Origin of the sequence: Amycolatopsis sp. FU40 (assembly GCF_021903635.1) — a bacterium.
In the GTDB taxonomy this organism is placed as follows: domain Bacteria; phylum Actinomycetota; class Actinomycetes; order Mycobacteriales; family Pseudonocardiaceae; genus Amycolatopsis; species Amycolatopsis dendrobii.
The window spans coordinates 4,182,992-4,195,619 of sequence record NZ_CP091381.1; the positions used below are offsets into that span (position 1 = coordinate 4,182,992).

Genomic DNA, 12,628 nt, shown 5'->3' on the forward strand with positions numbered 1-12,628 from the left:
CGGGGAATGCGACAGATTCGTGATCAACGCCGAGCCGTATAGGTCGTTATACAGTTTGTTCGGCTTCCCGGCGGGCGCGTTGCCAGCAGATCCCGGCCACGACCAGCACCGCGACGAGGACGTCCGAGCTGATCAGCTGGATCCGGGCGCCGGCGTCGCCGGCCATCACCACCAGGATCGCGACCATCGCGGCGAGCGTCGCCCAGGTCAGGTACGGGAAGCCCCACATGCGCACGGTGAGGCTTTCCGGCGCGGTGCGTTCGAGTTGCTTGCGCACCCGCAACTGCGTGCAGGCGACCAGGATCCAGACGATCAGCAGCACCGAGCCGACCGCGTTGAGCAGGTACTGGAAGACGGTGTCCGGCCAGAGCGCGTTCAGCGCCACGGCGACGAACCCGAAGAGCACCGAGGCCGCGACAGCGAAGACGGGCACGCCGTTGCGGTCCACTCTGGTCAGTGCGCGCGGCGCGTGGCCGCGGCGCGCCAGCGAGTACACCATGCGGGCCGCGCCGTACATGTTGGTGTTCAGCGTGGACAGCAAGGCGAACAGCACGACCACGTTCATGACCTGCCCGGTCGCCGGGATCCCGATCCGTTCGAGCACCGCGGCGAACGGGCTCTGTCCGGTTTGGACACTCGGCCACGGCAGCAGCGAGACGATGACCAGCATGGAACCGATGTAGAACACCGAAATCCGCACGACCGCGTTGCGGACCGCCTTGCCGACGGCGTGCGCGGGATCGTCGGATTCGGCGGCCGCGATGGTCACCACTTCCAGGCCGCCGAAGGTGAAGACCACCGCGAGCAAACCGGTGCCGACGCCCTGCCACCCGTGGGGCAGCAGCCCGCCGTGGCCGAGGAGATTGGCCGTGCCGACGAAGGACGTTCCCGGCAGCACGCCGAGAAACGCGAGCACGCCGAGGACCAGGAAGGCCACGACCGCGACGACCTTGATCAGCGCCAGCCAGAACTCCAGCTCGCCGAAGCGGGACACCGCCGTGAAGTTGACCGCGGTCAGCACCGCCATGAAGATCAGCACCAGCGCCCACTGCGGAATGCCGGGCAGCCAGCCGTTGACGATGATGGCGGCCGCGGTCGCCTCCACGGCGAGCACGACGACCAAAGCGGCCCAGTACAGCCAGCCGATCGCGAACCCGGCCCACGGCCCGAACGCGCGCTCGGCGTGCACCGAAAACGACCCGCTGGACGGGATCGCGGCGGCCATTTCCGCCATCATGCGCATGACCAGCATCGCGAGCGTGCCCGCGAGCACGAAGGACAGCACGATGCCGGGCCCGGCGAGCTTGATCCCGACGCCGGAGCTGACGAACAGTCCCGACCCGATCACGCCGCCCATCGCGAGCATGGCGAGGTGCCGCTGGCGCAACCCGGCGGCCAGTCCCTCGGCGGCCGGTTCGGCGGCGGCTTCTGAAGTCATGGGGAATCCCTAGCAGACGCTCCCCCGGGCACCGTCGCTCGGTCCGTCAGGAGTCAGCTGAGACACGACGCGACAAGCCGAGGACTTCGCCGACGCGGTCTTGCTCCGAGCATCTCACCCGGAGCAAGACCGCTTCCCTTCACGCCTTCGCGACCGCCACGCGCACCTTCACGCCCTCGCCCACCGTGCCGTCGAAGCCCTCGGCCACCTCGCCGTAGGACACCGACGTCGCCAGCGTCTCGGACGCCACGAACTCCTCGTGCTTGCGCGCCGCGGCCGTCACCTCGGCGGTGGCGTCCACGGTCAGCGAGATCCGGTCGCCGACGTCCAGACCGGCCTCGCGGCGGGCCTGCTGGACCACGCGGACCAGGTCGCGGGCGAGGCCCTCGGCCGCCAGGTCCTCGGTGACCTCGGTGTCCAGCACGACCAGACCGGCCCCGCCGGGCAGTTCCGCCGCCGCGCCGCCGCCGGACGCGACCAGGCGCCGGTCGTACTCGCCCTCGACCAGTTCGACGCCCGCCGCCACGACCGCGCCGGACACGTTCGTCGTCCAGTCGCCCGCCTTGACCGCCTTGATCACCTGCTGCACGGCCTTGCCCAGCCGCGGCCCGGCCGCCCGCGCGTTCACCGCGACCTCGAACGTGCCGTGCGCCGCGACGTCGGTGGTCAGCTCCACCGACTTCACGTTCACCTCGTCCCGCAGGATCTCGGTGAACCCGCGCAGCGGTTCGACGTCCTCGGCGGCGACCACGAGCTTCGCCAGCGGCAGCCGCACCCGCAGCTTGTTCGCCTTGCGCAGCGCCAGCGCCGACGACGCCACCTGCCGCACCTTGTCCATCGCGGTCACCAGCGCCGCGTCGGCGGGCAGGTCGAGCGCGTTCGGCCAGTCGGTGAGGTGCACCGAACGGCCGCCGGTCAGCCCGCGCCACACCGTTTCGGTGGTGAGCGGCAGCAGCGGGGCGATGACCCGGCAGGTCACCTCCAGCACCGTGTGCAGCGTGTCGATCGCGTCCTGCTCGCCCGCCCAGAACCGGTCGCGCGACCGGCGCACGTACCAGTTCGTGAGCACCTCGAGGAAGTCGCGCACGGTCTGGCACGCGCCCGCGATGTCGTAGCCGTCCATCGCGGACTCGACGTCGGTGACGAGTTCGTGCGTCTTGGCGAGCACGTACCGGTCGAGCAGATGCGTCGAATCCGTGCGCCACTGCCCCTGCTTACCTTCGGCATTCGCGTACAGGGCAAGGAAGTAGTACGAGTTCCACAGCGGCAGCACGGCCTGGCGCACCGCGTCGCGGATGCCCCGGTCGGTCACGATCAGGTTGCCGCCGCGCAGGATCGGGCTCGCCATGAGGTACCACCGCATGGCGTCGGACCCGTCGCGGTCGAAGACCTCGTTGACGTCCGGGTAGTTCCGCAGCGACTTCGACATCTTCTGGCCGTCGGAGCCGAGCACGATGCCGTGCGACACGCAGGTGCGGAACGCCGGCCGGTCGAACAGCGCGGTCGCGAGCACGTGCAGCAGGTAGAACCAGCCGCGGGTCTGCCCGATGTACTCGACGATGAAGTCGCTCGGGTAGTGGTGCTCGAACCATTCGCGGTTCTCGAACGGATAGTGCACCTGGGCATACGGCATCGACCCGGAGTCGAACCACACGTCGAGCACGTCCGGCACGCGGCGCATGGTGGACTTGCCGGTGGGGTCGTCCGGGTTCGGCCGGGTCAGCTCGTCGATGTAGGGCCGGTGCAGGTTGTCCAGCCGCACGCCGAAGTCGGCCTCCAGCTCGTCGAGCGAGCCGTAGACGTCGATGCGCGGGTAGGCCGGGTCGTCGCTTCGCCACACCGGGATCGGCGTGCCGAAATAGCGGTTGCGGGAGATCGACCAGTCGATGGCGTTCTCCAGCCATTTGCCGAACTGGCCGTCCTTGACGTTCTCCGGGTACCAGGTGATCTGCTGATTCAGCTCGACCATCCGGTCCTTGAACTGCGTCACCGCGACGAACCACGACGACACCGCGCGGTAGATCAGCGGGTTCCGGCAGCGCCAGCAGTGCGGGTACGAGTGGTCGTAGGTCTCGTGCCGCAGCAGCACCGCGCCCTGCGCCGCCGCGCCGCCGGTGCCGTTCTTGAGGTCCTTCACGATGTTCGGGTTCGCGTCGAACACCTGCTGCCCGGCGTAGTCCGGCACGGTGGCGTCGAACTTGCCGTGGTCGTCCACCGGCGTCACCGGGGCGATCCCGGCCGCGTCGGTGACCACCTTGTCCTCGGCGCCGTAGGCGGGCGCGATGTGCACGACGCCGGTGCCGTCTTCGGTGGTGACATAGTCCGCGGACAGCACGCGGTGCGCGTTCTCCGTGCCCACGAAGTACGGGAACGGCGGCGCGTAACGGGAGCCGAGCAGCTGCTCGCCCGTGTAGCGCGCGACGACGGCCGGTTCCTCGCCCAGTTCGCGGGCGTACGCCGCCACGCGCTCCTCGGCGAGCAGGTACCGCTTGCCGTCGCTTTCCACCACGACGTACTGCACCTCGGGGTGCACCGCGGTGGCGAGGTTCGACGGCAGCGTCCACGGCGTCGTGGTCCAGATCAGCAGGTACGTGCCGTCGAGGTCGTTGTCGTTGCCCTCCAGGCGGAACCCGACCGTGACGGCGGGGTCCTGCCGGTTGCGGTAGACGTCGGCGTCCATGCCCAGCTCGTGGTTGGACAGCGGCGTCGCGTCGCGCCAGCAGTAAGGCAGGACGCGGTAGCCCTCGTAGACGAGTCCCTTGTCCCACAACCGTTTGAACGCCCAGAGCACCGACTCCATGTAGGTGACGTCGAGCGTCTTGTAGTCGTTGTCGAAGTCGACCCAGCGGGCCTGGCGGGTCACGTAGTCGCGCCATTCGTCCGTGTAGCGCAGCACGGATTCGCGCGAAGCCTCGTTGAACTTCGCGATGCCCATCTCTTCGATCTCGGTCGTCTCGGTGATCCCGAGCTGCCGCATCGCCTCGAGTTCGGCGGGCAGGCCGTGGGTGTCCCAGCCGAACCGCCGTTCGACGTGCTTGCCCTTCATCGTCTGGTAGCGCGGGACGATGTCCTTGACGTATCCGGTGAGCAGGTGCCCGTAGTGCGGGAGGCCGTTGGCGAAGGGCGGGCCGTCGTAGAAGACGTACTCGTTGTCGCCGTTCGTGCCCTCGGGACGCGCGTCGATCGTCGCCTGGAAGGTCCGGTCGCTCTCCCAGTACGCGAGGACGCTCTCCTCCAGCGCGGGGAACGACGGCTGGGACGGGACCGTGGTCTCTCCGCCCGGCGAAGCCTGGGGGTACATCCGGGTGCTCCTTGCGTTCGTCGCTCGTACGGGCGGCCGGCGGCCGTCCACACGGGGACGAGACGCTCGCGCGTCACGCGGTACCACCCCGCTTGCCCGGCACGCTGCTCCCGGGCCACTCGTTCGCACGGCTGTCACGGGCCGCACCCGTCCGGTTCTACTGCGGGCGGCGAACGCCCGGTTCTTCCGGAGGCTCCCCGGTGATGGCCGGATCGACGCCTTGCTGACTCAAGGTTAACCCGTCGCGCAATTCGCTTTCGCCCTGCCCCGGCCGTGCTCGCCCGCCGCGGGGCCGGTGCCGGGAAACCAGGTAACGATTGCGCGCGCCGCGGGGAAAAACCCGGTGTCCGGCACCGGGTCTCGCCGATACGGTGACGGCCGGGCGGCGGGCGCGGACTCGCCGGGCAGAAGTCCCGCCCACACCACAGCACAGGAGTCGAGCACGGGTGAACCGTAGTTTCCAGGTGGATCTTCGCGGGGTCGTCGACCTGCTGAGCCAGCACCTCTATTCCAGTCCGCGCGTGTACGTGCGGGAACTGCTCCAGAACGCCGTGGACGCGGTCACCGCGCGACGGGCGGCCGACGATGCGGCGCCCGCCGGAATCGCGATCGACGTCGCCGGCGGGACGCTGCGGATCGCCGACACCGGCATCGGCCTGTCCGAGGCGCAGGTGCACGAACTGCTCGCGACGATCGGCCGCAGCTCCAAACGGGACGAGCTCGGCTACGGCCGGCGGGATTTCCTCGGCCAGTTCGGAATCGGGCTGCTGTCCGCCTTCCTGGTCGCCGACGAAACCCGCGTCGTCACCCGCTCCGCGACCGGCGCTCCCGCCGTCTCGTGGACCGGCCGCGCGGACGGCACCTACGCCGTCGGCCCCGGCGAACGGGACACGATCGGCACCACCGTCACCCTCACCGCGCGCCGCGGCGCCGAGCAGTGGTTCGTGCCGGAGACCGTCGTCGATCTCGCGACGCTGTACGGCTCGATGCTGCCGTTCGAAATCACCGTGAACGGCAAGGCGATCAGCGGCCCCGGCGTCCCGTGGCAGGCCGACGAGCGCTCCCCCGGGCACCGTTCCGCGGACCTCGTCGGTTACGCGCAGGAGGTGCTCGGCTTCACTCCGTTCGACATCGTCGACCTCGACGTGCCGGAGGCCGGGCTGACCGGCGTCGCCTACGTGCTTCCGTTCCCGGCGAACCCGGCCGAGCAAGCCGGGCATCGCGTGTACCTCAAGCGGATGCTGCTCGCGGAGAACGCGCCCGGACTGCTGCCGGACTGGGCGTTCTTCGCGCGCTGCGTCGTGGACACGGGCGAGCTGCGGCCCACCGCGAGCCGCGAAGCGCTGTATGACGACGATCAGCTCGCCGCGACCCGCGAAGCGCTCGGCGAGCAGTTGCGCGGCTGGCTCGTCGGGCTCTCCGCCACGAATCCGCAGCGGCTGAACCAGTTCCTCAAGATCCACCACCTCGGGGTCAAAGCGCTCGCGCTGCACGACGACGACATGCTGCGGCTGGTCGACGAGTGGTGGCCGCTGGAAACGAACGTCGGCCGGATGACGCTCGCCGAGTTCCGCGCGCGCTACGGCGTGCTCCGCTACTGCGCGACCGCCGACGAATTCGACCAGCTCGCCGGTGTCGCGGCCGCGCAGAACCTGCCGGTGATCAACGGCGGCTACACCTACGACAGCGAGCTCGTCGAACGCGTCCGCGCGCTCGAACCGGAGGTGCGCGTCGACCGGCTCGATCCGAGCGACCTCACCACCGCCTTCGCCGATCTCGACCCGGACACCGCCCTGGCGGTCCGTCCGTTCGTCGCGGCCGCGCAACGCTGCGTCGACCGGCTCGGCTGCGAAGTGGTGGTGCGCGAGTTCGAGCCCGCGTCGCTCCCGGTGCTCTATCTCGTCGACCGTGCCGCCGCGTTCGCCGGCGAGTTGCGCGCGACCAAGGAGACCGTCGACGAACTGTGGGCCGGGGTGCTCTCGGCCTTCGAAAAGCCGGAACGGGACCGCCCGCAGCTCGTGCTCAACTACCGGAACCCGTTGGTGCGGCGCATTTCCCGGTTGGAGAACGCGGAACTGACCGCGCTGGCCGTCGAATCCCTCTACGGCCAGGCGCTGCTGCTCGGCAGGCATCCGATCCGGCCCGCCGACTCAGCCCTGCTCAACCGGGCTTTCCTCGGCCTTCTCGACCACGCCGTCCCGAACGGGGAGAACTGATGGCCGCACCGACCGAACAAGAGCTGTGGAGCCGGCTGTGGTCCTCCCGGAGCCTGCCCTTCGGCAAGGGGCAGATCGCCGAGACGGAGAGCCTGGTCCGGGCCGCCGACGCCGAGGGAACTCCGGAACTGCGGTACGCCGCCCGGATTTCGCTCATCCGCGCGTACAACCAGGGCGACGAGCCCGCGAAGGCGTTCGTGCCGTTCGCCTGGTGCCTCGCCAAGCGCGACCAGGGCGAGGGCGACGAGGACTGGGACCACAGTCTTTTCTGGTCGTTCAAAGCCGCTGTCGCGGCTCTGGCCGACTTTCCCGAGGTGCCGCTGGACCGCACCTACGCCGTGCTCGACGACATGGAGCGCCGGTACCGGGCGGCAGGGCACACGATGAACCCGGTGCACCAGCACCGGCAGCTCGTGGCGCGGCACGTCGGCGACCACGAAACCGCCGCCGAGCAGTACCGGCTCTGGAATGCCGCGCCGCGCGGCGAGATGTCGGACTGCATCGGCTGCGAACCGTCCGAAAAGGTCGCCTACCTGAGCCGCTACGGCCGGTTCGAAGAAGCCGTGGCGGTGGCCGAACCAGTGGTCGGCGGCACGTTCACCTGCACCGAGCAGCCGAACGCGATCCTCTCCGCGCTGCTGCTCCCCTATGTCCGCACCGGACGGCTGGAGGAGGCGGCCAGTGCGCACCGGCAGGCCTACCGCACCATCCGGCACAACCGGCTGAACGTGTACCTCATCCCCCACCACCTCCGGTTCTGCGCCCGCACCGGCAACCACGTGCGCGGGCTGGAAATCCTCGAACGGCATCTCGGCTGGCTGGACGAGGCGCCCTCCCCGTTCGTCGAAATGGAGTTCTGCGCGGCCGCGGCGCTGAACCTGCGGCTGGTCGCCGAGTCCGGGCACGGCGGCACGGCCGTGCGGCGGCCCGGCGGCGAGAGTTCCGTCCAGGCACTGCACGACGAGCTTTCCGAACGCGCGCTGGGCATCGCGGCCCGCTTCGACGCCCGGAACGGGACCGGCGAGCAGAGCGACCTGGTCAGCGCCGTCCTCGCCGCAGAGCCGATCGTGGACCACCTTCCGCTGTCCTTGACCAGCCCGCGTCCTGCTTCCCCGCCGCGGAAGTCCGCCGCACCGTCGCTTCCGGACACTCCCGAGGAGCTGGCCGACCTCGCCGAGAAGCACCTCCGGCGCAGTGAAGACGCGGCTGCCGAAGCTGTCTGGGCGAAGTTCGACGAACTGTGCCCGGAACCGGCCGGATCGCTGCTCGCCCGGCGGCTGTCCGGATCCGCCAGTTCGTCCGTGGACGCCGACCCCGAAGCCGCCGAGCGCGATTGGCTGCGCGCGGCCGAACTGTTCGCGGCCGAGGGAGACGAGGTCGCCCGGCACGCCGCGGCGAGCAAGGCCGGATTCGTCCGGCACCAGCTGGGCGAGCCCGAAGCCGCCCTCGTCGCGCTCTCCGGCGCGGCCGAGGCGCTCGCCGGGCTCGGCGATCAGGAACAGCACGTCCGCGCACTGCTGCGATGGTCCATGGCGCTCGCCGCGACCGACGACCTCGACGCCGCGTTCGAGATCCTCGGCCGCGCCGACGCCGCCGTCGCCGCTGAGGTACCCGCGGACCTGACCGCCCGGCTTTTGCTGCTGCGCGGCGAACTCACCGCCCGCAGTGGCCGTCTGGACGAGGCGCGAGAACCGGCCGGTCGCGCGGCGGAGCTGTTCGCCGAAGCCGGGTTCGCCGATCAGGCGGCGTGGGCCCGGCTCATGGCCGGGCGGATGACCGCCGCGACCGGCGACCTCGAGACGGCCTACGCCACGGTGCGGCGCGCCGAGTCCGCCGTCACTCCGGGCCTGCGCGCCCAGGTGCGGCACACCCTCGGGTTGCTCGCGTCCGACCTCGACCTGCCGGAGGAGGCGGCGGACCACTACCGCGGCGAGGTCGCCGACCTGGCCGAGGCCGGAGACGTGACCGGGGCCGCGCTCGCCCAGCTGGGGCTGGCCGCCGCGGCCGGGCGCGCCGGGGACGCGCTGACCGCCGCCGACGCCGCCGAGTCCGCGATCGAGGTCCTGGAGAAGGGCGGCGACGAAGACGAACTGGCCAGGGCGCGCTACCTGCTCGCCGGGGCGCACCGCACGCTCAGCCAGCGGGATCCGGCGCTGGCCCTGCTGGAGCAGGTGCTCGGGCATTTCGCCGCCGCAGGCAACGAGCCCGCGGCCGGACAGGCGGCCGAGACCATCGGCGACATCCTCGACGAACTCGACCGCGACGGCGAGGCCGCCGAGTCCTACCAGCGCGCCGCGGAGCACTTCAGGACGGCCGAAATCCCGGTCGACACCGTGCGCAACCTCCGCCAGGCGGCGCTGTCGTGGCAGTGGGCGAAGGGATCGGACCAGGCCCTCTCGGTGCTGGCCGAAGCGGAAAAGAGCGCCGCGGACCTCGAAGGCGACGAGCCGCCGGTCCTCTGGGAACGAGCCATGGTCGCCTTGAACGGCGGCAAACTGCTGGCTTCCGCGGAACAGCCCGGCCAGGCGCTGATCCGGGCGACCGCGGCTGTCGAACTGTTCCTGGCCCTTGGCGCGACCACCGAGGCGGCGATCGCCGCGGGCCTGCGCGCTCAGCTGCTGGTCGAGCTGGGCCGCCCCGCCGAAGCGCGAGCCGCGACGGAGGCCGCGATCGAAGGCCTGCCGCCGGAGGCGACGGAGCAGATCGAACGGCTCGAATACCTCCTGGCGAATCTCGACGAGGAGTAAGCGATCTCCGTCGGGCCCACGGGTTTTCCGGCGGGCCCGACGGAGATCGTCCCGGCCGCGGCTCACCCCGTGGGCTCAAGCCGCTTGCCCCGAACCCGCCCGTGCACCGTCACCACCGCGAGCACCGCAGCCGCGAACCACAGCCCCGCCGAGATCAACCCGAGCAAGTGCAGGCCGTGCACAAACGACCCGCGCGCCGCTGGTTCTCCCGCCACCGCACCGAAAACCGCCACCCCAAGCGCTCCGCCCGCCTGCCGGGCCGCGTTGTTGATCCCGCCCGCGATGCCCGCGCGTTCATCCGGCGCGTCGGCGACCGCGGCAGTCACCACGGCGGCGGTCAGCAGTCCCATTCCGACGCTGAGCACGAACAGCGTCGGGAGCAGCGTCCAATACCCGGTGCCGGGGCCGATCCGCAGCAGGTTCAGCATCGCCGCGACGCCGAGAAGGAGCCCGGCCACGATCTGCGGACGCGGGCCGAACCTCGCGGTGAGCCGTCCGGAGACCGGGCCGAGCAGCACCATCGGGACGAACATCGGCAGCATCGCCGCGGCCGCGGCGATCGGGTCCGCGCCGAGGACGTCCTGCAAGTAGAGCGTGAACACCAGCACCGAACCCAGGCCGACGAAGTTCATCGCCGCGGACACCAGGTTCGCGCCCGCCGTCTGCCGCGAGCGCAGCAGCGGCAACGGCAGCATCGGCGCCGCCGAACGCCGTTCCACCACTACGAACGCCACTGCCGCCGCCACCGCGAGCAGTCCGACCCACGGCGTCTTCGCGATCACTGCGTACACCCCGGAGCCGAGTGCCAACGCCGCGGTCGCCGCCCCGGGAACGTCCACGCGGCCCCGTTTCCGGACGTCCGGCGGCACCAACCGCCGCGTCGCGACGGCCGCCGCGGCGACGATCGGGACGTTCAGCCAGAACACCGGCCGCCATCCGGCCGTCTGCACGAGAATCCCGCCCAGCAACGGTCCCGCGGGCAGGGCGAGCGCTGAAATCCCGGCCCAGATCCCCCATGCCCGGGCCCGTTCCGTACGGCCGGGGAACGTCCCGGTGATCACCGCCATCGTGCCCGGCAGCAACAACGCCGCCCCGGCCCCCTGCACCGCCCGAGCCGCGACCAGCCAGCCCGCCGACTGCGCCAGCCCGCACGCCGCCGAAGCAGCCCCGAAAACGGCCAGCCCGGTCAGCACCACGCCGCGGTGCCCGAGGACGTCGCCGAGCGCTCCCCCGGCCAGCAGCAAAGCGGCGAGCACGACCGAATAGCCGACCACCACCCACTGCAACTGCGGAACATCCGCGTTCAGCTCGCTGCCGAGCGCGGGGAGGGCGACGTTGACGACGGTCACGTCGAGCTGCACCAGGAACATCCCGGCGCACATGGTGAACAAGATCGCGGTGCGCATGGGTCCAGCAGACACCGGGAACGCTTCCGTCGCGGTGGAAGTGTGCCGGGGGCATGCTGGAGGCATGGAAGGAGACGCCGACATCGCGCGCACCGCCGCCCTGTTCGCCGATCCGGCGCGGGTCCGCGTGCTGATGGCGCTGGCGGACGGCCGGTCGCTGGCCGCGTCCGTGCTGGCCGGCGAAGCGGGCCTGACCGCGCAGGGCGTGAGCGCGCACCTGTCGAAACTGCTGGCCGCGGGGCTGGTGACGGCGGAAAAGTCGGGCAGGCACCGGTTCTACCGCATCGCCGGCGCGGCCCCGGATCTGCTGGAAGCCCTCGCCCGGCACTCCCCCGCGCGCCCCGTCCGCTCGCTGCGGGAAGGCACGCGCGCGGAAGCCTTGCGCACCGCGAGACTGTGCTACGACCATGTCGCCGGACGCCTCGGCGTGGCCGTCACGGCCGCCTTGCTCGACCGCGGCGCACTGGCCACTGTGGACGGCGACCCGACCACCCAGCGACGGCCCGGGGACCGGATTTCCTCCCAGCTGCAAGAACATCCGTACGTGCTGGGACCTGCTGCCGACGACGTGTTCGCGGCGTTGGGCGTGGATGTCGCAGCGGCCGCGGAGAGCCGACGACCGCTGCTGCGGTTCTGTCTGGATTGGACAGAGCAACGCCACCACCTCGCCGGGGCCCTGGGCGCGGCGGTGACCCGACGATTCATGGACGCGGGATGGCTCCGCTCGCGCGCGAAGGCACACCGAGCGGTTCAACTCACCGAAACCGGCGCGAAGGTGCTTGAGGAGGTGCTGGGCGTCAGCGATGCGCCGCGGCCAGCACCGCGTCCGGACCGCACCGCGCGCACGGCGTGAAACCGAGCTGCCGTGCCTCGCCGACGCCGATCGGGATCGTGTCGCGGCCGGACAGCCAGCCGCAGTCCACCAGGTGGTAGCGCGGGTACTCGTCGACGACCACGACCTCGTCCTCGAGTTCCTTGACCACCTCGAGGTCCTCCGGCGCGGTCTCCTCCACGCCGGGCGGCGTGTCGCGGACCGCCTTCGCCTCGGACTTGGGTCCGGCTTCCCCGGCGGGCTTCTCGATCTCCGGTTCCGGCACGTCCGCCGGATCGCCCAGCTCGCCCGTCGCCGGGATCAGCGCGGTCTGCTCGGCGTCCTCCTCGGCCGGAGTCTCCTCGCCCTTCTCCTCCGCCGCGTCCGCGTCCGCGTCCGCATCGGATTCGGCCGAGTCCTCCTCCGAGCCGGTGTCCGCGTCCGCGCGCTTGCGCCGGCGCAGCCAGTCGACGAGCAGAAGAAGCCCGGCGAGCACGGAGAGGCCGATGGAAACCCAGGCCCACAGAGAGGTGCCCGTGACGAGCGCCGTGACGAGCAGCCCGAGAGCCGCCAGCACCAGAAGGAGGACGATGTAGAGCACGCTGAATTACAACACGCGCCGCCCGGTTTCCCGCTGCGACCCGCCCACGCGGCGTACCCCGCCGGTTCCCCACCGTGGCGGCGCCGGACCCGGACACGCCGAAACCCC

General features: G+C 71.1%; 7 protein-coding genes. 3 read left to right on the plus strand and 4 right to left on the minus strand.

Annotated features, from left to right (window positions below; all coding sequences use genetic code 11):
- Positions 1–46: 46 nt before the first annotated feature.
- Positions 47–1,438: an amino acid permease gene (locus L3Q65_RS20035; RefSeq protein WP_237600533.1), complete on the minus strand. Its 1,392-nt coding sequence runs from the start codon at positions 1,436–1,438 to the stop codon at positions 47–49.
- Positions 1,439–1,577: 139 nt separating this feature from the next.
- Complete coding sequence (gene ileS, locus L3Q65_RS20040) at positions 1,578–4,739, minus strand: isoleucine--tRNA ligase (protein WP_237600534.1); 3,162 nt, start codon at positions 4,737–4,739, stop codon at positions 1,578–1,580.
- Between the two features lie 446 nt (positions 4,740–5,185).
- On the opposite strand from ileS, the gene L3Q65_RS20045 reads away from it, so the two are divergent.
- Together L3Q65_RS20045 and L3Q65_RS20050 are read left to right on the plus strand one after the other, a co-directional pair.
- A complete protein-coding gene (locus tag L3Q65_RS20045) occupies positions 5,186–6,955 on the plus strand; it encodes an HSP90 family protein (RefSeq protein ID WP_237600535.1) in 1,770 nt (589 codons plus the stop codon).
- The gene (locus tag L3Q65_RS20050) at positions 6,955–9,702 is read left to right on the plus strand and encodes a soluble NSF attachment family protein (protein WP_237600536.1); all 2,748 of its coding nucleotides are present in this window, start codon (positions 6,955–6,957) and stop codon (positions 9,700–9,702) included. Before L3Q65_RS20045 ends, L3Q65_RS20050 begins: the two co-directional genes overlap by 1 nt.
- 62 nt (positions 9,703–9,764) lie before the next feature.
- Here L3Q65_RS20050 and L3Q65_RS20055 read toward each other — a convergent pair whose 3' ends face one another.
- A complete protein-coding gene (locus L3Q65_RS20055) occupies positions 9,765–11,108 on the minus strand; it encodes an MFS transporter (protein ID WP_237600537.1) in 1,344 nt (447 codons plus the stop codon).
- A gap of 64 nt (positions 11,109–11,172) precedes the next feature.
- On the opposite strand from L3Q65_RS20055, the gene L3Q65_RS20060 reads away from it, so the two are divergent.
- Positions 11,173–11,961, plus strand: coding sequence for a helix-turn-helix transcriptional regulator (locus tag L3Q65_RS20060; protein WP_182893353.1), 789 nt, complete (start codon positions 11,173–11,175; stop codon positions 11,959–11,961).
- Here L3Q65_RS20060 and L3Q65_RS20065 read toward each other — a convergent pair.
- Positions 11,906–12,520 carry a hypothetical protein gene (locus L3Q65_RS20065; RefSeq protein ID WP_237600538.1) on the minus strand — a complete coding sequence of 205 codons (615 nt, stop codon included), beginning with the start codon at positions 12,518–12,520 and terminating at the stop codon, positions 11,906–11,908. The two genes, L3Q65_RS20060 and L3Q65_RS20065, sit on opposite strands and share 56 nt — an antisense overlap.
- Positions 12,521–12,628 lie beyond the last annotated feature (108 nt).